The organism is Cognatundibacterium griseum (assembly GCF_014284195.1).
GTDB classification, from domain to species: Bacteria; Pseudomonadota; Gammaproteobacteria; order Burkholderiales; family Burkholderiaceae_D; genus Undibacterium; species Undibacterium griseum.
The window spans coordinates 299,195-321,497 of sequence record NZ_JACOGC010000005.1; the positions used below are offsets into that span (position 1 = coordinate 299,195).

17 protein-coding genes are annotated in these 22,303 nt (G+C 52.9%); 11 read left to right on the forward strand and 6 right to left on the reverse strand.

The window, feature by feature from the left end; translation table 11 throughout:
* Positions 1 to 13 precede the first annotated feature (13 nt).
* From H8K27_RS13695 to H8K27_RS13740, 10 genes are all read left to right on the forward strand, one after another.
* On the forward strand, positions 14 to 2,950 hold the full coding sequence (locus H8K27_RS13695; RefSeq protein WP_186863728.1) for an Rne/Rng family ribonuclease: 2,937 nt from the start codon (positions 14 to 16) through the stop codon (positions 2,948 to 2,950).
* A gap of 231 nt (positions 2,951 to 3,181) precedes the next feature.
* Positions 3,182 to 4,516 (forward strand): chromate efflux transporter, encoded by a 1,335-nt coding sequence (chrA, locus tag H8K27_RS13700; RefSeq protein WP_186863729.1) that lies wholly within the window; start codon positions 3,182 to 3,184, stop codon positions 4,514 to 4,516.
* A 78-nt stretch (positions 4,517 to 4,594) separates the two neighbouring features.
* A complete protein-coding gene (gene moaA / locus H8K27_RS13705; RefSeq protein ID WP_186863730.1) occupies positions 4,595 to 5,719 on the forward strand; it encodes a GTP 3',8-cyclase MoaA in 1,125 nt (374 codons plus the stop codon).
* 51 nt (positions 5,720 to 5,770) lie between these two features.
* A complete protein-coding gene (mobA, locus tag H8K27_RS13710; RefSeq protein ID WP_186863731.1) occupies positions 5,771 to 6,382 on the forward strand; it encodes a molybdenum cofactor guanylyltransferase MobA in 612 nt (203 codons plus the stop codon).
* 9 nt (positions 6,383 to 6,391) lie between these two features.
* Positions 6,392 to 7,696, forward strand: a complete 1,305-nt coding sequence (gene moeA / locus H8K27_RS13715; RefSeq protein ID WP_186863732.1) for a molybdopterin molybdotransferase MoeA — start codon at positions 6,392 to 6,394, stop codon at positions 7,694 to 7,696.
* 138 nt (positions 7,697 to 7,834) lie between these two features.
* Complete coding sequence (locus H8K27_RS16635; RefSeq protein ID WP_268977369.1) at positions 7,835 to 8,668, forward strand: peptidylprolyl isomerase; 834 nt, start codon at positions 7,835 to 7,837, stop codon at positions 8,666 to 8,668.
* A 147-nt stretch (positions 8,669 to 8,815) separates the two neighbouring features.
* The gene (locus H8K27_RS13725; protein WP_186863733.1) at positions 8,816 to 9,151 is read left to right on the forward strand and encodes a ComEA family DNA-binding protein; all 336 of its coding nucleotides are present in this window, start codon (positions 8,816 to 8,818) and stop codon (positions 9,149 to 9,151) included.
* 113 nt (positions 9,152 to 9,264) lie between these two features.
* Entirely contained in the window at positions 9,265 to 10,509 is a 1,245-nt protein-coding gene (locus tag H8K27_RS13730; protein WP_186863734.1) for a porin, read from the forward strand.
* A 3-nt stretch (positions 10,510 to 10,512) separates the two neighbouring features.
* Positions 10,513 to 10,941 (forward strand): type 2 periplasmic-binding domain-containing protein, encoded by a 429-nt coding sequence (locus H8K27_RS13735; RefSeq protein WP_186863735.1) that lies wholly within the window; start codon positions 10,513 to 10,515, stop codon positions 10,939 to 10,941.
* Between the two features lie 19 nt (positions 10,942 to 10,960).
* Positions 10,961 to 12,580 carry a diguanylate cyclase domain-containing protein gene (locus tag H8K27_RS13740; protein ID WP_186863736.1) on the forward strand — a complete coding sequence of 540 codons (1,620 nt, stop codon included), beginning with the start codon at positions 10,961 to 10,963 and terminating at the stop codon, positions 12,578 to 12,580.
* Positions 12,581 to 12,593: 13 nt separating this feature from the next.
* Here the strand turns inward: H8K27_RS13740 and H8K27_RS13745 are convergent, their stop codons facing one another.
* The 5 genes from H8K27_RS13745 to H8K27_RS13765 form a co-directional block, all read right to left on the reverse strand.
* Positions 12,594 to 14,042 carry a DNA recombination protein RmuC gene (locus tag H8K27_RS13745; protein ID WP_186863737.1) on the reverse strand — a complete coding sequence of 483 codons (1,449 nt, stop codon included), beginning with the start codon at positions 14,040 to 14,042 and terminating at the stop codon, positions 12,594 to 12,596.
* Between the two features lie 44 nt (positions 14,043 to 14,086).
* The gene (locus tag H8K27_RS13750; RefSeq protein ID WP_186863738.1) at positions 14,087 to 14,506 is read right to left on the reverse strand and encodes a group II truncated hemoglobin; all 420 of its coding nucleotides are present in this window, start codon (positions 14,504 to 14,506) and stop codon (positions 14,087 to 14,089) included.
* Between the two features lie 41 nt (positions 14,507 to 14,547).
* Positions 14,548 to 17,058 carry an ABC transporter permease gene (locus H8K27_RS13755; protein ID WP_186863739.1) on the reverse strand — a complete coding sequence of 837 codons (2,511 nt, stop codon included), beginning with the start codon at positions 17,056 to 17,058 and terminating at the stop codon, positions 14,548 to 14,550.
* Between the two features lie 170 nt (positions 17,059 to 17,228).
* A complete protein-coding gene (locus H8K27_RS13760) occupies positions 17,229 to 18,470 on the reverse strand; it encodes a cystathionine gamma-synthase family protein (RefSeq protein WP_186863740.1) in 1,242 nt (413 codons plus the stop codon).
* Between the two features lie 300 nt (positions 18,471 to 18,770).
* A complete protein-coding gene (locus H8K27_RS13765) occupies positions 18,771 to 19,661 on the reverse strand; it encodes an alpha/beta fold hydrolase (protein WP_186863741.1) in 891 nt (296 codons plus the stop codon).
* Positions 19,662 to 19,804: 143 nt separating this feature from the next.
* Between H8K27_RS13765 and H8K27_RS13770 the strand changes: the two genes are divergently transcribed.
* The gene (locus H8K27_RS13770) at positions 19,805 to 21,517 is read left to right on the forward strand and encodes an acyl-CoA synthetase (protein WP_408058453.1); all 1,713 of its coding nucleotides are present in this window, start codon (positions 19,805 to 19,807) and stop codon (positions 21,515 to 21,517) included.
* Between the two features lie 95 nt (positions 21,518 to 21,612).
* Here the strand turns inward: H8K27_RS13770 and H8K27_RS13775 are convergent, their stop codons facing one another.
* Positions 21,613 to 22,245: a flagella assembly protein FlgT middle domain-containing protein gene (locus H8K27_RS13775; protein WP_186863742.1), complete on the reverse strand. Its 633-nt coding sequence runs from the start codon at positions 22,243 to 22,245 to the stop codon at positions 21,613 to 21,615.
* Positions 22,246 to 22,303 lie beyond the last annotated feature (58 nt).

The following is a 22,303-nucleotide window of genomic DNA, read 5'->3' on the forward strand; positions in this document are numbered from 1 at the left end:
CACGGAGTAAAAAATGAAACGTATGTTGTTCAATGCAACGCAGCAAGAAGAGCTGCGCGTTGCCATCGTCAATGGGCAAAAACTCATCGACATCGATATTGAGACTGCCGGTCGCGAATTGCGCAAGTCAAATATCTACAAGGGTGTAATCACCCGTATCGAACCCTCCCTCGAAGCCTGTTTCGTCAACTATGGCGAAGAACGTCACGGTTTCCTTCCTTTTAAAGAAGTGGCCCGCACCTATTTCAAGGAAGGTATTGATGTACGCAATGCCTCCATCAAGGAAGCGCTGCGCGAGGGCCAGGAAATCATGGTGCAGGTTGAGAAAGAAGAACGCGGCAACAAAGGTGCCGCGCTGACTTCATTCATTTCACTGGCCGGGCGTTATCTGGTGCTGATGCCAAACAATCCTCGTGGCGGTGGCGTATCGCGCCGGGTTGAGGGCGAAGATCGCCAGGAATTGCGCGAAACCATGGACAAACTGGATTTGCCATCCGGCATGTCCGTCATTGCCCGTACAGCAGGCATCGGCCGCAATGTGGACGAACTGCAATGGGATCTGAACTACCTGATGCAATTGTGGCGGGCAATCGAAGGTGCCGGCAAGTCTGCACCGGGCGCCTTCCTGATTTACCAGGAGTCATCCCTGGTCATCCGTGCGATCAGAGATTACTTCCAGCCGGATATCGGTGAAATCCTGATCGATACCGACGATATCTACGAACAGGCTCAGCAGTTCATGAGCCACGTGATGCCTGACATGGTGCATCGCGTCAAGCGTTACAGCGACGATGTGCCGCTATTCTCACGCTTCCAGATCGAACACCAGATCGAAACCGCATACAGCCGTACCGTCCCACTGCCATCCGGCGGCGCGATTGTGATCGACCATACTGAGGCACTGGTATCGGTTGACGTCAACTCAGCCCGTTCGACACGCGGCGGCGATATTGAATCCACCGCGTTCAACACCAATCTGGAAGCAGCTGAAGAAGTTGCGCGCCAGTTGCGTCTGCGCGATCTGGGCGGCCTGATCGTGATCGATTTTATCGACATGGAAAATGCCAAAAACCAGCGTGAAGTTGAAACCCGCCTCAAAGATGCACTGCGCTATGACCGTGCACGCGTCCAGATGGGCAAAATTTCCCGTTTCGGCCTGATGGAGTTGTCGCGTCAGCGCCTGCGCCCTTCCCTGTCTGAAGGTAGCCATGTGACCTGCCCGCGCTGCAACGGTACCGGCCATATCCGCGATACCGAATCATCCGCACTGCAAGTCCTGCGTATCATCCAGGAAGAGGCTATGAAGGAAAATTCGGCAGCCATTCACGTACAGGTGCCAGTCGATGTGGCAGCTTTCTTGCTGAATGAAAAACGCGGCGAAATCCTGAAAATTGAAACGCGTCACCGTGTGACCGTGATCCTGATCCCGAACAAGCATCTGGAAACGCCGCATTACAAACTTGACCGTCTGAAAAACGATGATCCACGTCTGGAAGATCATCACGCCAGCTACGCCATGGCAGAGCAGGCAGATACCGACATCGGTTACAACAAACGCCAGAAAGAAGACGTCAAACCGCGCCAGGAAGCCGTCGTCAAGAGCATCACGCCTGAGCAGGCGCCGATCGTGGAACGCAAAGAACCTGCACCGGCAGCACCGGTATCTGCACCAGCAGCACCGGGCTTCTTCGGCAAACTGTTTGGTTTCTTGTTTGGCAAATCGGAAGCTGCGCCAGCGCCATCCGCTGAGGCAGAAGAGAAACCGGCAGAACGGGAACGCAACGGACGCAATCCGCGCAGCAATCAACGCAATCGCAACCGTCGCAACCGCGAAGACCGGGAAGACAAACCAGCATCCGCACGCAATGACAAAGCAGAAGTAACTAAACCTGCGGTCACCGAGCAGCCATCCCGTCCGGGCAAACAGGCAAAACCGCCAAGGGAAGAACGCGAGCCACGCGAAAGTAAAGAAGCCAAAGAACCAGCCGAAGGCCGCCGCGAACGCCAGCAGCGCCTGCGTGAGGAACGCAAGGAAGCGATGTTAACGGAAGCCAAAACCGAAGACAAAGACAGCATTCAGAAGCACGCTGATCCGGTGCCAGTTCAGGTCATGCCCGACGCGGCGCTGCAAAATCAGGAAACAGGTCCTGACAATGAGCTGGGCGAACAAGGTGAAGAGCGTCGTCGCCGCCGCCGCCGTGGTGGTCGCAACCGCAACCGCCGTGAACGTGAAGCAGGTGAAATGAACGAACAGGGCGAATTGCCTATTGATGCAAACGGTGATGCCGGCCTGTCTCCTGTATTTGAACCTGTGGCAGAAATTGCTGAAAATCACGTCGCCCCGGCTTCGCTTATCCAGCTTGATTCTCAGACTGAACAAGTTGCGGTGACTTATACAACCGAAGTCACGGCAACAATACCAGTCCAGACGGAGACAGCATCCGCTTCTCAGACTGCTGCTGACACTCACGTGGCAGTTGAAGCACCGTCGGCGGTAAAGCCTGTCGTTGATGTATCAGTGGCATCAGTAGCATCAGCGCCAGCAGTTGAACCGGAACAAGCCGCAGTCACTGCAGCTGCAATTGCAGACACAGTTCCTGCTGTACATCAGGAACCTGCATCCATTCCAGCACAACCGGTGAATGTAGCGCCTGCTGTAGCAACTCCGGTCACTCCTGAGATCACGGCTCCGGTACAGGTGGTTACAACGCCTGCTGCAGTCAAAGCGACCTCGACTGCAGCACCATCCGCAGCAATCATGCCCGTTGATGATTTGCGCCAGATGTTGCAGGCGGCCGGTCTGGAACTAGCAAGTACGGATCCGGTGAAGTTGCGTACAGCACAGGAAAGTACTGAGAAAATCGTACCTGTACAGCGTGTTCCGCGTGAGCGGAAACCGCTACCGCCAGCCTCCAGCGAACCGCTGGTTCTGGTTGAAACACGGCGCTGATCTGAGCGCCCGGAAAAACCGGCAAGCCCGAACAGGTCTTGCCGGTTTTTCTTTCAAGGGTGATGCTCGCTGATACAATGGACTTAAGAGCCTGACGCAATCTCAGTCACTGACTGCGTCTATAGGCTTGGATGTGCTGAAGATGCACTTAGGAAGCGCCAGCGCTTTCTGAACAGATGCCGTATCTGCACCGGATTTTAAAACCAGCGACTCTTCATCAATTCTATTTCCATGACCGTCAGTCAGACTCAAGAGCAACCGGAAACCATCTCACTCAGAACTGCCTTCTGGTACTGGCTCAAACTCGGTTTCATCAGCTTTGGCGGACCTGCCGGTCAGATTGCAATGATGCACATTGAACTGGTGGAAAAACGTCGCTGGATTTCGGAGAACCGCTTCTTACACGCGCTGAATTACTGCATGCTGCTGCCAGGACCGGAAGCAACCCAGCTTGCCGTGTATATTGGCTGGCTCATGCACAAGACTGCAGGCGGACTCCTTGCGGGAATACTTTTTATCTTCCCCAGCTTACTCATGCTGATTGGACTATCCTGGCTCTACGTGCTGTTTGGACAACATGCCATCGTCACAGGCATCCTGTATGGAATTAAACCTGCCATTGTGGCCATCGTGCTCGGCGCTGCATGGCGTATCGCGCAGCGTAGCTTAAAGACCAGAACGCTCATGGTCATCAGCTTTTGCGCGCTGATCGCAATCACTCTGCTTCAGGTTCCATTCCCCGCGATTATTGTCGCAGCAGCAGTTGCAGGAATACTGTTTCGCCATCAATGCAGCCCCATCAGCGCCAATCCCCATGCAGCAGGCAACACTCAGCAGCACGCGCCGGCACTCATCGACGATCACACTCCCACGCCGCCTCATGCCCGATTTTCCTGGAAAGGACTGTTTCGTTTTGCTGCCGCAGGACTATTGACCGGGAGCGCGGTCTGGCTGACCTTATTCCTGACACTGGGGCTGTCTAATCCACTGACGCAAATGGGCTGGTTTTTCACCAAAACGGCGCTGCTCAGCTTTGGAGGTGCTTATTCTGTATTGCCCTATGTATTTCAGGCTGCAGTCGGTGACTTTCACTGGCTCACAACCCCTCAGATGATGGATGGACTGGCACTCGGGGAAACAACGCCCGGACCATTGATTATGGTGGTCGCTTTCGTCGGTTTTATTGGCGGCTGGAGCACTCAGGCAATGGGCGCCGGCGCTACTGCGATGGCTGGCATTGCCGGCGCAACTGTTGCCTGTTTCTTTACCTTTTTACCGTCTTTCGTTTTCATTCTTGCAGGCGGGCCGCTGGTTGAGTCGAGCCGGCATCAATTTCATCTGACGGCACCACTCAGAGCCATTTCAGCGGCAGTCGTCGGTGTGATTATCAGTCTGGCGTTTTTCTTCGCCAACCATGTTTTTTTTAACCCTCTGCATCAACCTGATCTGCCCGCTATTGGGCTGACAGCCGCTGCCTGTATTGCGATATTTCGATATAAAACAGGTACCGTCATATTGCTGCTGATTTTTTCCTTTCTTGGATTTCTCATCCGGCAACTGACCTGATTCGCCGTATTCCAGTCACTTCGCTGCACTCATGGTATTGTGTGAGCCTATGCCTGACTTTTTTACTTTAGTATTGCAATGACGGAAAAATTCATCCCGATCACTGACATGCGCCTGCATGCTTCCCAGTCGGACATTCCCGCAGAACTGGTTGCTCCTGCCGGACATCTGGCCGACAGATTGCAACGGCCTTTACATGATCTTCGGATCTCAGTCACAGACCGCTGCAATTTCCGGTGCGTGTACTGCATGCCCAAAGAGCTGTTCGATAAGCATTACCAATACCTGCCGCATAACGATTTACTCAGTTTTGAGGAAATCACCCGACTGGCCCGGATTTTCGTTGCACATGGCGTCCGAAAAATCCGGCTGACGGGTGGCGAACCACTGCTAAGAAAAAATATCGAAGACCTGATTGCCATGCTGGCCGTCCTGCGCACTCCTGACGGTGAAAAGCTTGATCTGACATTAACCACCAATGGTTCCTTGCTGGCGAAAAAAGCCTCTGCCCTGAAAGCAGCAGGACTCAGCCGCATTACCGTGTCACTCGACTCGCTGGACGATGGCATTTTCAAGCGCATGAACGATGTCGACTTCCCCGTTTATGATGTCCTGGAGGGTATTGACGCAGCGCATGCCGCAGGCCTGGGACCGGTCAAAGTCAATATGGTAGTGAAAGCAGGCGTCAACGATCAGGAAATTGTGAGCATGGCGCGTTATTTCCAGCATACGCCGCACACACTCCGTTTTATCGAGTACATGGACGTCGGCGCTTCCAATGGCTGGCAATTGAATGAAGTGATTCCGTCGGACGAAATCGTGCGCCGCATACAGCAAGCCGGCATGCCTCTGATCCCGCTCAAATCCAGCCGTATTGGAGAAACTGCGGAACGCTGGCAACATGTCGGCAGAAGTAGCGAAATCGGCCTCATTTCCAGTGTGACACATGCGTTTTGTGGTGATTGCAACCGGATTCGGCTCTCCACGGAGGGCAAATTGTACACCTGTCTTTTTGCCAGCCATGGGCATGATTTACGCGCATTATTGCGGGACGCAAAACAATACAGCGATCTTCAGTTATCGAATGCGATCGCGGCCATCTGGCAACGCAGAACCGACCGGTATTCCGAATTGCGCAGCCAGCAAACTGAAGCGTTAAACGATCAAACGAAAAAAATTGAAATGTCTTACATCGGCGGCTGAATTCCCATCATTCAGCCACGATCTCAGCACAGGTATCCGAAAGCATCTTTTATGACAGGTATTGATCAGCAACTGATTACCGGACTGATTCTGGCAGGCGGGCGCGGTACCCGTATGGGACAGGTCGATAAAGGCCTGCAGAATTTTCGTGGCGCGCCAATGGCATTGCATGCATTGATGCGGCTATCCCCGCAGGTCGGTGAAATCATCATTAACGCCAATCAGAATCTGGCTGTCTATGAAAGTTTTGGCACCCAGGTGTGGCCGGATCAGATCGAAGGTTTTGCCGGCCCGCTGGCAGGTGTGCAAACCGGGCTGCAGCATTGCGAAACACCTTATATGCTGACCGTACCTTGTGATTCCCCCTTATTACCGGAAAATCTTTGCGCCCGCCTATCCGCAGCCCTGCTCAGTGACGATGCCGATCTCGCGCTGGCAGTGACGCTGGAACAGGAAGATGGCATTACCCGCCGCCAGACGCACCCAGTATTTGCGCTGATGAAAGCCAGCTTGCTACCCTCGCTGACAGATTTTCTTCAACAGGGCGGACGAAAAGTTGACGCCTGGTTTCAACACCTCCGCATTACTGAAGTGCTCTTTGAAGACAGCAGTGGCTTCAGGAACATCAATACCCTGCAAGAACTACGTCAATTTGAATGCTGATATCCCGCTATGAAATCCCTCACTTCCGCCTCCCCGTCCTGTTTGCAAGAAATTGTCAGCTGCTTGTCCGATTACGACCCAGATGCCCTGCCCGTCTCGCAGGCACAGGACATCATCCGGCAATTTATGACTCCCGTACAGTCAGTCGAAAAAGTCGCCATACGTCAGGCTCTGGGACGAGTCCTTGCCAAGGACATGATTTCCGGAATTGATGTTCCGGCACACAATAACTCGGCAATGGATGGCTACGCATTGCGCGGCAGTGATCTTCCAGCGACAGGCCAGCTGACATTCCGCATTATTGGCACGGCTTTCGCCGGGCGCGCCTGTGAAAGTGCCGTTACTGCCAACGAATGTGTTCGTATCATGACAGGAGCCGTTATGCCTGCCGGTTGTGATACCGTGATTCCACAGGAATTCACACTCGACAGCACCGATGCGTCAGTCATCATCCCCGCAGGAAAAGTGCACCCAGGCGACAACCGCCGGCTGAAGGGTGAAGATCTGACGGCGGGACAAGTGGCGCTGAAAAAAGGCAAGATTCTGCGCCCTGCCGATATCGGGCTACTCGCCTCGCTCGGAGTGGCCGAGGTGCCAGTCCAGCGCCGGTTGCGCGTTGCTTTTTTCTCCACCGGGGATGAGCTGCGGTCCTTAGGTGAACCGCTGGATACCGGCTGCGTTTATGACAGCAACCGCTACACACTGTATGGCATGCTGCAACGGCTTGGTTGCGACATCATTGATATGGGCGTCATCAAAGATGATCCGGCAGAACTCGAAGCCGCTTTTCGTTCTGCCTGTGAAAATGCGGACGCCATCATCACGTCGGGTGGTGTATCAGTAGGTGCGGCAGACTACACGAAGCAGATCATGGCAACGCTTGGCGATGTCGCCTTCTGGACCATCGGCATGCGCCCGGGCAGACCGATGGCATTCGGCAAAATCCACTCCGGCGGCAAAAGCGCGTATCTGTTTGGCCTGCCGGGTAATCCGGTCGCAGTGATGGTGACTTTCTATTTCTTTGCCCGTCAGGCATTGCTCTATATGATGGGGGCCGATGCTGCACCATTGCCGCTGCTTCCCGCCATCAGTAAAACCGCCATCCGCAAACGCCCCGGCAGAACCGAATACCAGCGTGGAATACTGAGCATCAATCAGGATGGACAGGCCGAAGTCGTCGTTACAGGCTCTCAGGGTTCAGGTATATTGCGCTCTATGTCAGAAGCAAACTGTATGATTGTGCTTCATCATGAACAAAATCAGGTACTGGCAGGCGATCAGGTGAGTGTTTTATTATTTGAAGGACTGATCTGAATGCCTTGTCATGGCATAATCCGGCAGACATAAAATCGTTTATTCGCTGCTGCGGCAGCGGTGGGCATCACGATTGTTCCTTGCGTTGCCATCTCCGGCAAGCAGGTACAACGCATTTTTCTATATATGGAGATCAGATTGAACGCATCAAAATGGTTATTAGGTGCCTGCGCATCCCTCGCTTTGCTGAGCGGCTGCGGCGGAAAAAGCACGGCAACCGTACTCGCCAGCGTCAGCAAAGTGACGATTGACCAGGTTGCTTACCGCCAACCGATGACGATGGTGATTACCGGCCAGAATCTGGATAAAGGCATTACCGTGACCAATCCCGGTTGCCTCAGCCTGACAGAAGTCGCTGGAGGCAGCCCTACTCAGCGCACATTCACCTGTAAAATTATCGCGGTGGGCACATTCAATGCCACGGTGACCAATGCAAATGGTGGCAGCCTGTATTTCGCCTCACTGACATCGACTCTGGCGGCGGCACCGCAAGTCACCCTCGGTACCAGTCAGGGCAATATCGTTGTAGAGCTGAATCCTGCAAAAGCACCAGTGACCGTCGATAATTTCCTGAATTATGTCGAGAGTGGTTTTTACCCCAACAAGATATTCCATCGCGTCGAAAAGAATTTCGTGATTCAGGGTGGCGGTTACACCAGCGATCTGACACTGGCCACCACCTCGGCGACCATCAAGCTTGAAACCGGACTCAGCAATACCCGCGGTACGATCGGCATGGCAAGGACTTCGGTTGCAGACTCCGCCACTTCACAATTCTATTTCAACGTGATCGATAACAGCGCCGCATTTGATGCAAGCACCACCAATACCGGTTATGCCGTATTCGGCAAAATCGTTTCCGGACTCGATGTGATGGATCAGATCAGCAATGTGCCGGTATCCGCACAAGGCGGTCTATCGAACGTACCGGTCACCCCGGTGCTGATTACCTCTGCCAAACGTACGCAATAAAAGGATGGCAGCATGCTATGCTGCCATCGTGTGCTGCCAGATTCTCACAAACCGTTTCATCGTCGTTCGCAGTACACAGGTTTCGTGCATCCCACCTTCACGGAACCTGCAGGACTTAACATCAAACTCATGAAATAAGGAGAGAAAATGAAGAATTACGGTCAACAACTTCTGGTACTCGCCAGTCTCTGTCTGGGTCTGCAAGGTACTGCACTGGCAGCTAAGGATGATGCAAAAAAAGCTCCGGCCAGCGCAACCGCCAGCGTCAGTGCCAAGGCAGAACTGATGGACATCAACAGCGCCAGCAAAAAAGAACTCGCAACACTGCCGAAAATCGGCGATGCCCGTTCCGATGCCATCATCAAGGGTCGCCCATATCGTGGCAAAGACGAATTATTGTCGCGTAAAATCCTGACCGAAGATGTTTATAATGGCATTAAAGACATGATCATTGCCAAGCAAAAAACTGCTGATAAAAAATAATTCTTGTCGCTTTGCCGGTATTCTGTATCAGGTCTGCACTGGAACAGGATACCGTTTACTAATCAGCGTTCCCTGCTGAGAAATGATTTGCAATGCAATTGAAGGATGCGTCTATGTTCAGTCTATTGCCTCGCTTTTTCATTTTCGCGTTCTGTACGCTCATTTCTCTAACTGCCCTCGCAGACGACAGCAGTAATTTCTCCATTACCGGATTTGGTACTATCGGCGTGGTGCATAACACCACCAGTGATGCCGATATCATCCGGGATCTTTCGCAAAATACCGGAACCGGCCATACGCGTCAGAATGATATTAATATGGACAGCAATCTGGGCTTGCAGGCAGACGCGCATCTGAACGATGTCGTTGACGCTGCTGTTCAGGTAGTCAGCCGTTACGGTCCAAATGAATACAAGCCGGAAGTCACCTGGGCTTATGCAAAATATTCTCCCAATGACACCGTGCAGCTCCGGCTGGGTCGTCTTGGCTTTGATGTTTATCTGCTTGCAGATTCGCGCAATATCGGCTATTCCTATACTTGGGTACGCCCGCCGATTGATTTTTTCGGCAATCTGATCGTTTCCTATTTTGATGGCTTTGATACCACTATCAGCCGGGATCTAGGACATGGTCAGGTCAGGCTGAAGTTTTTCTCCGGTATGGCGAGAGAAAAAGTCTATAACGGCATTCCTAATCAGTTTTTTTCACTCAATGGCTCCAGACTCACAGGCGGCCATGTGGAATACCAGCAAGGTAACTGGACATTCCGTCTTGGTCATTCACAGCTACGCTTCGCCAACGAAAACCCGGTTAATGATCTGATTACGCCGGTTCTGAATTCCCCCGCATTTCAACTCTTTTATCCGGGCGCATCCCAGCTATCACAGAAAGTGCTGATGCAGGATAAAAATGCACGCTACACCTCGTTGGGGATCGTGTATGATAAGGGCCCCTTGCAGGCACAATTGATGTTAAGCCGTATCAATTCAGGCAGTCTGTTTTTTCCGGGCTCAGATGCGGCTTATTTATCGGCCAGCTACCGGGTCAAAAACTGGACACCCTATGTGACCTATTCTGGTGTCCGCCCCAGCGGAGAGCGCGCCAACATTCAGATCAGTCCGCAATTGCCGCCTGAAATACAAGGATTCCTGCAAGCATTAAGCACTGGGCTGAATGATCAGCTCAGCAAGCAAAACACCATAACGGCTGGCGTCCGGTATGACCTGTCAGAGAATGTCAGCGTTAAAGTTCAGCTTGATCATATCCGCAGTCAGGACAGTTTCCTGATCCGGAATGACCTGCCCAACTGGAATGGCCGGGCGACGCTGCTGAGTCTTGCTGTTAATTTTATTTTCTGACCCATGACGACAACCCTGTTGCGTATTCTGTTATTACTGATGTGGCTGCTGTGTGGCAGTGCAGAGGCTGAACTCGTTGTCATCGCTAACCATAACAGCGGTATTGATAAACTGAGCAAAGACGAAGTCATCAACCTGTATATGGGACGTAACCGTAAATTACCAAACGGACTCACCGTGCTTCCGCTGGACCTGAATAGCGCCCATGAAGAAAAAGCGGCTTTCTATGAACAACTGGTCGGCAAGGAAATCGCAGAAATCAACTCCTATTGGGCGCGCCTGCGCTTTTCAGGGCAGGGTTACCCGCCGCGTCAGCTTGACTCCGCAGACGAAGTGCTTAATATCGTCAGCGAAAATAAAGGTGCAATCGGCTACATTGACAGGAAAAAAATAGACAAAAGAGTTAAACTGATTTACATCGTCAATCCTTAACTGACTACGTATCTTGCGCATGCGTGAACTGATCCGTAATAGTATCGTCTTTCGCAGTGCCTCCGCAGTACTTGGAGTCAGCTTCTTCATTGGTATTTTGTTTTCCGTTGCCAGCTACATTTATTTTGTCGACGAAGAACAGGACCAGACGGTTAACACAGTCTATGACTTGCTGGCATCCCTTGAAAATACCGCCAGCATCGCCTGCTACATCAACGATCAGAATCTTGCCAACGAGGTCGTGAATGGCCTGGGCAGAAACGCGGATATCAGCCAGGTCAGTATCAATGTCAAAGGAACGATCCTGGCTGAATTGGTCAAACCGACACCACCGCATCACCCCAGTATCGCGACTTTATTCCGAAAAAATATCAACCACATCGACCGGGATATTTCATCTCCGTTCAACAGTTCAGAAAAAGTCTGCACCGTCCATATGCAGATCAATCAGGATGCCGTTTTTGAACACAGCACATCCAAAGCGCGTTTCGTCGTTGCGCTGCTGCTGTTCCAGACCGTGCTGATCGCCCTGGCACTGGTTTATATCATGTACCGCATGGTGACCAATCCGATTAAATCGATTTCTGACCGGCTGCATACACTGCTCCCCCAGAACGGTGAATTACTGCAGCATCCGCACCGGCACACAGGTGATGAACTGGGACAGCTGGTCAATGATGTGAATAATATTATTTCCGATCTGGTGTCATCGCTGGATGAAGAAAGACATCTGCGGGTCCAACATGCATTGGGTGAAAAAAAGTTCCAGGCGATTTTCGATAATGCCGAAACCGGCATCTTCCAGATGAACGAACACGGCGAGCTGATTTCCTATAATCAGGCTCTGGCACGCATGCTTGATCTTCCCACCGGCCAGACAATTGCTTCACATGCGTTACTGGAGCGGATCAGCGGACAGGAACTGCGGCTGCATCTGATGATTCACTCAGCCATCAGCGAGGCACAGATTCTGTCTGAAGATTTTTATATTGAGCTCGGTCAGAATAAAAAGAAGTGGCTCAATATCGTTTTACATGCCGCCGAGAACGGCGTGCTGCAAGGGCTGATCAATGATGTCACTGAACGCAAGCAACAAGAGGAAAAAGCGCATCAGCTGGCAGTCACAGATCACCTTACCGGACTGAACAACCGGCTCGGGCTGGACAGGGAAATGGCGCGGCTGGCGAAAGAAAACGCCAATGGAACCGGATGCCCGTTCTTTTTACTGCTGATCGATCTCGATAAATTCAAAACCGTGAACGACACTTATGGCCACAGTGCCGGTGATATCGTACTGGTTCATTTCGCGAAAATCCTGTTGCGCACACTGAGAAAAACCGATTTCATTGCCCGTCTTGGCGGTGATGAGTTCGTGCTGCTGCTAAGAGGGCTGGATGACCTCAGTAAGGCGGAAGAGATTGCCCGGAAAATTATTTCCCAGGCATCGCGACGGATTGACATCAGCCCCGATACCCAGGTTCAGATCGGGACCAGTATCGGCATCAGCTACACGCCCGCGACCGCATTTTCACCGGAAGACCTGCTGGCGCAAGCAGATGCTGCTATGTATGAAGTAAAACAGCATGGCAGAAATGCTTATCAGGTCGCGCCGTATTTTCCGGATGATCCTGCCAGATAAATCAAGTATCGCTTTAATCCTGCCCCTGCTCTGACGGATCGTCCGTAATCCCCAGCAAATCCTGCGCAGCATCAACAGGTAAAGCCTCGACCTGCTTCAGTTTGCGAGTCATCTGACGGGTTCTGACTTCGGCCTGATCAATATTTTTTGCCGCCCGCTCCAAAGCAGTTTTAGTCTGCGCCAGTACGCTGCCGAACTTATCGAATTCTGTTTTGACTGCGCCCAGCACTTGCCAGACTTCAGAGGAACGACGCTCCAGCACCAACGTGCGGAAACCCATCTGCAAGCTGTTGAGCAATGCAGATAATGTCGATGGCCCGGCGATTGATACCCGGCAGCTGCGCTGCAAATCATCCGCCAGTCCGGGACGACGCATGACTTCAGCATACAGCCCCTCTGTCGGCAAGAACAGAATCGCAAAATCGGTCGTTAACGGTGGCGAAATATATTTATCTGCAATGGTTTTGGCCTCATTGCGAATCGCCCGCTCCAGCTCTTTACCGGCGGCAGCCACACCTTCTGCGTCCGCTTTTTCCGCTGCGTCGAGCAGGCGCTCATACTGCTCCTTCGGGAATTTTGCATCTATCGGCATCCATACCGGTGCCCGGTCATCTTCTTTTCCCGGTAATTTGATCGCAAACTCGACCCGCTCTCCGGTTCCGGGAACGGTTTCGACATTTTTGGCATACTGATCCGGAGTCAGCATCTGCTCCAGCACCATTTCAAGCTGTACTTCCCCCCAGGTGCCACGGGTTTTGACATTCGTCAGTACCCGCTTCAGATCACCGACGCCAATCGCCAACTGTTGCATTTCCCCCAGGCCCTGGTGTACTTTTTCCAGCCGGTCAGAAACCAGTTTGAAGGACTCTCCAAGACGTTGCTCTAATGTGGCGTGAAGTTTTTCATCCACTGTTTTACGCATTTCTTCCAGTTTTCCGGAATTTTCTGCCTGTAATTGCTGAATTTTTTGTTCCAGCGTTGCCCGGATTTCCTGCATGCGCTGTGCGTTGGATTCCGTCAGACTGTTCAGAGTCTGCTGCAAGGTATCGGCAAACAGCTTCAGGCTGGCACTTTGCTCCTCACGTGCGCTTTGCCCTTGCTGCATCAGAGTTTGTCGCATCTGTTCCAGCTGCTGGGCAAAACTGTCAATCTGTCCCTTCTGTAAAGTCGCGACACTGGCCATCTGTGTTACCAGGGATTGCTGGAAACGACTGAAATTTTCTGCCTGCTCCTGCCTTGCGGTCAACGCACCGGACAGCATCTGTTCACGCAAGGAGCGCTCGGTACGCTCCTGACTCATCATCTGCTGTTGCTGTCCCTGCTGCAAAGTCTGTTGCAAGGCCTGCAGTTCTGCTGTCTGCTCGGCGAGACCACCGTCATTCCGCCGTCGCAAAAACAGCATCAGATTCAATGCCAACAGCACCAGCAACACAGCCAGACTGATTAATTCATATACACGCATAGTTTCTCATCAAAAAATACAAAGCAAAGATTCCCGATAATGTATCAGCCGGGCGTATTTCTCATCCAGTCCGCAGTCTGATAAAAAGACTGCATCAGATGCTGCTGTAATTCTTCATTAACAGTGACATCCTGCAAGGCCCATGCCATGCAGCGCAACCACTGGTCGCGTTCATCGCTGGCAATCGCAAAGGGCAGATGACGGGCACGCAAACGCGGATGTCCGAACTGACTGATATACAGATCAGGCCCGCCCATCCAGCCGGACAAAAACCAGAATAACTTGTCACGTGAACTGTCGAGCGGTGTCGGATGCATCGCGCGAATACCCGCAAACTCAGGCTCCAGCTCCATCAGGTCATAAAAACGGTCGACCAGTTCGCGCAATTTATCGGCGCCGCCAATCAGGGTATATAAATTTTCAGGACGAGTTTCCTGATCTGTGTTGTTTGTTTCTGCATTCATTTTTTATTCAATTCTTACTCATGGGACTTATGCAAAATGACTCAGGCATTTCTGAGGCTGAGCAATGGCGGCTGCTTCAATACCTGTCGCAAGCCAACCCAGCCGCCGATCACGGCACAGATTCCGCCAGCGACCAGACCCGTCACCCAGACTAAAGCCGAAAAATGCCAGTCAAAATGAAAACTGTAGCGCGCCAGCGCCCAGCCAATGGCACTGGCGCCGCTGGCGCCAAGTAAACCGGCCAGACCGCCGGTCAGTAAAAACTCGACCCACTGCGCACGCGATAATTGTGAACGCGTCGCTCCCAGCGCACGCAGCAGCGCCGCTTCGCGCATCCGGATATCCTGCGACCCCGCCAGAGCGGCATACAGCACCAGAACACCGGACGCCAGCGTGAACAGAAACAAAAATTCGACCGCCGTCATCACCTGATTCAAGACGTCCTGAACCTGCCGTATCATGGTGCCGACATCCACGACGGTAAGGTTGGGGAAATCCTGCGTCAGCCGGTTAACGAAGACCTGATCTGTCACCGGCAGATGAAATGCCGTAATCCAGGTCTGCGGCATCTGACGCATCGCTGCCGGATTGATGATGACAAAAAAATTCACCCGCATCGAACTCCAGTCCAGCTTACGCAAACTGGTGATTCTGGCGCTGACCTGCTGACCGGCGACATCAAATGTCAGCTGATCACCCAGTTTCAGACGCAGGGTTTTGGCAATCCCCTCCTCCACGGAGGCTTCGGGCTCAGCTGCGTGACTGTCGTCATACCACTGACCGGCAACAATGCTGTTCATCTCCGGCATGTCATTCATGGTGGACAGGTTAAATTCACGATCCACCAAACGTCTGGCCTGATCTTCCTGATAGGTTTCCTGACTGATGGCTCGCTGGTTCACCTCAATCAGACGCCCCCGAATCATCGGGTACATGCGGGGTTGCCCAAATACCGAAAGGCGCTGCCGGATGAGGTCTTTCTGATCCTGCTGAATATTGATCACAAACTGATTGGGTGCATCAGCCGGAGTGGCCTGCTGCCAGGCAGTCATCAGATCACCACGGACCAGTGTCAGCAACAACAATGCCATCAGACCCAGCGCCAGCGCCACAATCTGCAGAACAGTCGCACCCGGCCGGCGTTGTAATGCATTCACGGCAAAACGCCATGCTGCCGCAGAAAACAGATTCCTCATCCGTTTCAACGACAAGACACTGAACCAGGCAATCAGCGCGAATACAGCGATGCCGGCAACAAATGCTGCTGAAATCAGCAACCCTATTCTGAGATCGCCGGTCTGCCACAATAACAAGCCGACGAACATCAGCAAGCCCAGCACATAAGTTGCCACGGTAAGCGGTTGCGGAGCATCCTGTTCACGCCGTATCACCCGGTTATGCGGCACGTTCCGTAACTGCAGTACGGGTGGCAAAGCAAATCCAAGCAACAACAGCAAACCGGTCAGTAATCCCTGCAGGGCAGGCAACAGGCTGGCGGCAGGCAAGTCTTTGGCCACCAGTTTCCCCAGCCATTCAAGCAGTACATAGTGTCCGGCATATCCCAGCAAAATTCCAGCCAGACTGCCGACGATACCGAGTATCAGAAACTCAGTCAGATAAATCTGCAAGACCTGATTCTGCGTCAGGCCAAGACAACGCAACATGGCACAGGCGTCCAGATGGCGCAGCATGAAACGCCGTGCCGCCATGGCAATCGCAACGGCAGCCAGCATGGCCGACAACAGGCTGACCAGCGACAGGAATTGTTCTGCACGATCCAGGGCCGTACGCATTTCAGGACGACCGCTCTCCAGTGACTCTAGCCGGATGCCTTTGATCTGCTGCTGCGCAATCGCCTGCTGCAACACATCCTGATATGTTTTGACTTTTTCAGGAGCCCCGGCCAGCAACAGGCGGTAAGTCACCCGTGAACCGTCCTGCACCAGACCGGTCGCAGCCAGATCATCGAGTGCAATCATTACCCGCGGCGCAAAGTTCATAAAACCTGCTCCACGGTCAGGCTCATTGGCAATCACACTGGTGAAACGGAAGGTTTTATCTCCCAGCCGGATCGGGTCACCAGGTCGCAAATTAAGCGCAACCTGCAATGCCGGATCGAGCCAGACTGTGCCTGAAGCCGGGATGTCTTTGGTAGCGACACCATTGCCTGTCATCATTCCTGGCTGCTGCAACTGCAGATTTCCGCGCAAGGGATAATGGTGGCTGACTGCTTTCAGCGAAACCAGCCGGGCGACCGCCTGTGCGCCCTCTCCTGCAATGGCCATACTGGGGAACACTACCGTTTCCGCCATTTGCAATCCACGTTGCCGTGCCTGTTCACGCCAGTCTCCGGCTATGGGCTGATCGGCACTGATCAAGAGATCCGCCCCGAGCAGCTGGTGCGCATCACGATTCAGTCCATTGCGCATCCGGTCCGTAAAAAATCCGACCGACGACAAGGATGCGACCGCAATCATCAGTGCCACGATCAGGAATCGCAATTCGCCGGCACGCCAGTCGCGCATGGTCATGCGCCATGATAAAACAAACATGATTACCCCTTGTCTGAAACTGGGAAAGCGGCCACACGACTAACCGCTACGCCTTCCGCCCGTGTCGGCAGCCTGGTGTTACTGTACAAACCACCTGCTGAAATGAGCATTCATGAGCATTCAAAAACCGTGATTTCAACCCTGGTCGGTGTCGTTCAAGGCCAGCCGGATCAGGCCTGTAAAGCCTGCGCAAAATCCTGCAATAAATCTGGTGTATCTTCAATCCCGACAGATACCCTGATGAGTGAATCGGCAATGCCCATCTTTGCCCGCTGCTCTGCCCCCATTTCGAAGAAGATGGTGTGCGCCACAGGAATCACAAGGGTACGGGTATCTCCCAGATGGGTCGCATTGATTGCCAGCTGCAGCCGGTTCAGATAATCAAAACAGTCGATTTCAGGTTGTAATTCAAAACTGAATAGGGCTCCGTAAGCACGGAATAATCCGGTTGCCAGCGCATGCTGAGGATGAGAAGCAAGCCCGGGATAATGCACTTTTGCCACTCTTGGATCAGCTTCAAGCATCGCTGCCAGCGCTGCCGCATTTGCGCAAGCGCGCTCCATGCGCAAGGCCATTGTTTCTGCGCCGATGGCAATCTGGTGCGCAGCTTCAGGGGACAATGAAGCGCCAAAATCACGCAAAGCCTTCGCACGTACCTGCGCCATGCCTTGCGCCGGTGCGGGCTGTTTACGGAAATTAGGCGCAATATTCGGAAAATTGGCCCAGTTGAACAAACCCGTGTCCGTCAGTGCGCCGCCCAGGACATTGCCATGACCAGCGATGTATTTAGTCAGCGAATTCATCACCAGGCCAGCGCCCACACTCCTGGGGCGGAACAGGTAAGGTGAAGTCATGGTGTTATCGACGACAAACAGTATCCCGCGAGCCTGGCATAAATCGCCGATACGCTTCAGATCGGCAATCTGGGTACGCGGATTAGCGACGGTTTCGACAAATACCATACGGGTGGCAGGCGTCAGTGCCGCTTCCACGTTGGCGACATCCGTCGCATCCACCATCGAGACATTCAGACCCTGCGCTGCCGTGGTCTGCCACAGGCTGTTGGTGTTACCGAATAAAAACCGGGAAGAAACAATATGATCCCCCTGCCGTAACAATGCCTGAAACACCGCACCGATCGCGGCCATGCCGGTGGCAAACGCAATCGTGGCAATGCCATCTTCCATTTTGGTGATTTTATCTTCCAGTGCCGAGACCGTCGGATTACCCTGGCGGCCATAACGATACCCGGATTGCTTGCCCTGAAAAACATCTGCCAGCGCGCGAGCATCTTTATAGCCAAACATGACTGCCGTATGTACAGGCTTATGAACGGAACCGTGCTCTATTTCTTTCTGACGGTCGTTATGCAGGATGGTCGTGGTAAAACCGCAGGAAATCTTGTCACTCATCTTTCAATACACCTTGAATTGGCCAGCATTAGCAAATACAGAATTTCAGGATGACACAAAAAAAAATCGCGGCAAAACATGGCGACGAGGGCAATGCAGATTGCGCAGCAGGGCTCTTAAATGCCGCTGTGGTGTTTTGTGTCAATCCTGAGCCTGTAAGTGTACCGCAGATACCCTTATTGCATGATGACAGGATCGGCCTGAGTACTATCGCATTCTGAACCTGATCATCGGCATCTGCCTCAACCTACCGTCTTTCACCGGACTGCAGGTGACGCGGAAAAAAGCGACGCCAACAAATCATCTGAATAAAAAAGCCTCGATCAGACTTGCCAGCAATTCCGGCTGGTCATGATGCAGCATATGCCCTGCATTGGTGATCATCTCTTTCTGTAATTGCGGAATATGCGTCAGGCGACGGTCAATCTCTGCCTGTGCCTGCTCTTTCGGCCCCATCCAGTGCCATACATCGGTATCCTCAGCCTGCATCCACAATACCGGTGCGGTGATCTGCTGCCAGCACGCCATGACTTCCTCGACATGGAATAACAACGGGCTGGTCTGCTTATGTGCAGGATCACCTAAAATGACCCAGCGCCCTTCCGCATCCTGCTTTGCCCAGCAACCGGAAAGAAATGCTGCGCGTTCATCCGACAAACGCGGATTGGTCTTTTGCAGACGTGCAGCAACCTCGGCCTGTGAAGCATAAGTCCTTAACGACGGCGGTCGCCGCAATTCATCAAGCCACTGGCGATAACGGCCCGGAGCCTGTTCCGCCCGGGTGGCAGGCAAACCGAAACCTTCCAGGTTCACCAGCCGGCGAACCCGTTCAGGGCGAGTACCAGCATACAGACCAGCCACATTCGCCCCCATGCTGTGACCCAGCAGATTCACCGGACCTTGCGGTACATAATGCTGCAGAATGGCATCCAGATCCCCCAGATAATCCGGAAACCAGTAAGTATCCGTTCCTGGCGCATCGGTCAGGCCGAAACCCCGCAAGTCCGGCGCGATGACATGCCAGTCCTGTTGCAGATGATCAACCACAAACTGAAACGAGGCTGACACGTCCATCCAGCCATGCAGCATGACAATTAATGGCGCGTCTTCATTACCCCAGTGGCGGACGTGGTAACGCAAACCACGGACTTGAATGAACTCAGAACGGGAAGGCAGGCGGGCAATAGACATGGCTGATTAATTCTTTTCATCAAGAAAATCTTTCCGGCAAAGCCTCAGGAAAGAACGATATGCAGTAGGATGCAGATATCTGAAATACAAGGATAACACTGACAACAATAGAACGACCGTTCGATAATTATAACGGAGACCCGATGAAACCGCAGGACACCCTCAAATCGCAGGTGACAGACATGACTGCCGATAGCGTCGATCATTATTCAGCGCTGTACCGGAACTTCCGGTGGGAAGTTCCGCTGTATTTCAATATCGCCGAAGCATGCTGCCGCCGCTGGGCATCTGAGACAAAACGTACCGCCATTTATCACGAAGACAGCGCTGGCAACACCAGTCGCCTGAGCTACGCAGGTTTATCCAAGGCAGCCAATCAACTGTCCCACCTGTTGCAATTACAAGGTGTGCAGCGTGGCGATGTCGTCGCCTGCATCATGCCGCAACGGCCAGAAACGGCCATTACGATCATGGCCTGTCTGCAGATGGGGGCAATCGTGATGCCGCTGTCTTTTCTGTTCGGGCCGGAAGCGCTGGAATACCGGCTGCAACACAGCGAAGCCAAAGCACTGATACTTGACAGCAGCGGGCTGGATGCCTATTTATCGATTGCCCGGAGCTGCCCGCATCTGCAGACGCTCATCACCGTCGATTGTCCGCATGCGCCTGCCGATTTCCCACATCTGGAATGGGAAAATTATCTGCCGCAAATGCCGGTCGATTTTGAAATGATCCAGACCCGCGCTACAGATCCAGCAATTCTGATTTACACCAGCGGCACCACAGGCGCACCAAAGGGCGCGCTGATCCCCCATTCGGCAATCATTGGAAATCTGACCGGCTTTGTCGCCTCCCAGAACTGGTTCCCGAAAAAGAAAGATGTGTTCTGGTCACCGGCAGACTGGGCCTGGACTGGCGGCCTGATGGATGCTTTGTTGCCATCACTGTATTTCGGTCAGCCGATTGTCGGCTATCAGGGTCGTTTCACAGCAGAAACAGCGTTCTATCTGCTGGAAAAATACAAGATCACCAATACCTTCCTGTTCCCTACCGCCCTCAAAATGATGATGAAAGCGGAACCCGCGCCGCGTGAAAAATACAAGCTGAAACTACGCGCCATCATGAGTGCCGGAGAAGCCGTCGGGGACGCTGTATTCCACTGGTGCGAACAGGCGCTGAATGTCATCCCGAATGAAATGTTTGGCCAGACAGAGATGAACTACATCGTCGGCAACAGCCACCAGCAATGGCCTGCCCACCCCGGCAGCATGGGACGCCCCTATCCGGGACATCAGGTTGCCGTGATTGATGATGATGGCAAACCGGTCGGCGCGGGAGTGACCGGTGAAGTGGCCATGCACCGCTTTGATATTCATGGACATCCCGATCCGGTGTTTTTTCTCGGTTATTGGAAAAATGATTCCGCAACCCGCGATAAATTTTCCGGCGACTGGTGCCGCACCGGCGATCTGGCCTATGCCGATGCCGATGGTTATCTCTGGTATCAGGGGCGTGCGGATGATATGTTCAAGGCAGCCGGCTACCGGATTGGTCCTTCAGAAATTGAAAATTGTCTGGTCAAACATCCTGCTGTCGCCAACACTGCGGTGGTTCCCAAGCCTGACAAGGAACGCGGTAATCTGGTCAAAGCATACGTCGTGCTGAGCCCTGGTTACAAGGCCAGCGACAAGCTGATTATGGAGTTGCAGAAACACGTCAAGGGGAAACTTGCTCCCTATGAATATCCGAAAGAAATTGAATTTATCGATGCCTTGCCCATGACGACAACGGGTAAAGTGCAGCGGCGGGTACTGCGCCTGCAGGAGCAGGAAAGGTCCAAACAAAAACGCACGTAATACGTAATATTGACAAGAAACAGACTGTCCGGCTCACCAACCGGCAGTCTTTCACATTCGGGTATATTCAGGCCATGCCGGGCGGCTGCATCACCTCAGGGCAAACTCAGGATTTTGGCGCCCAGTGTCTGTGCAATATCATCAAGCTGCCCACTGATGGCTTGTCCATAAGCTGTTGCCTGAAATCCGGTCCCATCAAATACATGTTCCCTGCCGATCTGCACATCACCGGCTACACTTGTAGAAAATTCATAACGCTGCACCAGCACTCCGGCCAGGGCATCATATAAATGGATTTCCAGTTGCAGCGTCCTGTGTTTTTTCTCCCGCAATCCCAGCCACACCGGCTCGGTATGAACCCCGGCGTTCAGCACCTGCCCTGCAATCACGTACTGCACATGATACAAAGCCGCAGTCTGCGCCAGTAATTGACTGTCCGCCTGACTGAACTGCCAGTCGAGCGATAATAAGTCCGGTGTTGTTTTGATCTGAAATGACGGAGTTTGTGCCAGACGGCGTGCCAGTGCCCGCGGCAATCCCTGTGCGATGTCATCAATATCCTGAACCTGCGCCGGCTTATTCACGGCAAACCCCGTCAGTAATACGGTAATTGCAGCTCCTCGATTCACCCTGACAGACTGTGCCGCAGCATCGGAAAAACTCACCAGTGTGCCGGAAGCACCAAGCAGAAACAACAGCCGGAACAGAACGGATATCAGAACTCGCATGATAATATTCACCACGTCAAAAGAGGAATGTGTGCATGTGCAAAATCTGCTGATGCGC

What these genes read in the sequence shown, in the direction of transcription:
- H8K27_RS13695 (WP_186863728.1), top strand. Translation starts at nt 14, where the DNA reads ATGAAACGTATGTTGTTCAATGCAACGCAGCAAGAAGAGCTGCGCGTT.
- chrA (WP_186863729.1), top strand. Translation starts at nt 3,182, where the DNA reads ATGACCGTCAGTCAGACTCAAGAGCAACCGGAAACCATCTCACTCAGA.
- moaA (WP_186863730.1), top strand. Translation starts at nt 4,595, where the DNA reads ATGACGGAAAAATTCATCCCGATCACTGACATGCGCCTGCATGCTTCC.
- mobA (WP_186863731.1), top strand. Translation starts at nt 5,771, where the DNA reads ATGACAGGTATTGATCAGCAACTGATTACCGGACTGATTCTGGCAGGC.
- moeA (WP_186863732.1), top strand. Translation starts at nt 6,392, where the DNA reads ATGAAATCCCTCACTTCCGCCTCCCCGTCCTGTTTGCAAGAAATTGTC.
- H8K27_RS13725 (WP_186863733.1), top strand. Translation starts at nt 8,816, where the DNA reads ATGAAGAATTACGGTCAACAACTTCTGGTACTCGCCAGTCTCTGTCTG.
- H8K27_RS13730 (WP_186863734.1), top strand. Translation starts at nt 9,265, where the DNA reads ATGTTCAGTCTATTGCCTCGCTTTTTCATTTTCGCGTTCTGTACGCTC.
- H8K27_RS13735 (WP_186863735.1), top strand. Translation starts at nt 10,513, where the DNA reads ATGACGACAACCCTGTTGCGTATTCTGTTATTACTGATGTGGCTGCTG.
- H8K27_RS13740 (WP_186863736.1), top strand. Translation starts at nt 10,961, where the DNA reads ATGCGTGAACTGATCCGTAATAGTATCGTCTTTCGCAGTGCCTCCGCA.
- H8K27_RS13745 (WP_186863737.1), bottom strand. Translation starts at nt 14,042, where the DNA reads ATGCGTGTATATGAATTAATCAGTCTGGCTGTGTTGCTGGTGCTGTTG.
- H8K27_RS13750 (WP_186863738.1), bottom strand. Translation starts at nt 14,506, where the DNA reads ATGAATGCAGAAACAAACAACACAGATCAGGAAACTCGTCCTGAAAAT.
- H8K27_RS13755 (WP_186863739.1), bottom strand. Translation starts at nt 17,058, where the DNA reads ATGTTTGTTTTATCATGGCGCATGACCATGCGCGACTGGCGTGCCGGC.
- H8K27_RS13760 (WP_186863740.1), bottom strand. Translation starts at nt 18,470, where the DNA reads ATGAGTGACAAGATTTCCTGCGGTTTTACCACGACCATCCTGCATAAC.
- H8K27_RS13765 (WP_186863741.1), bottom strand. Translation starts at nt 19,661, where the DNA reads ATGTCTATTGCCCGCCTGCCTTCCCGTTCTGAGTTCATTCAAGTCCGT.
- H8K27_RS13770 (WP_408058453.1), top strand. Translation starts at nt 19,805, where the DNA reads ATGAAACCGCAGGACACCCTCAAATCGCAGGTGACAGACATGACTGCC.
- H8K27_RS13775 (WP_186863742.1), bottom strand. Translation starts at nt 22,245, where the DNA reads ATGCGAGTTCTGATATCCGTTCTGTTCCGGCTGTTGTTTCTGCTTGGT.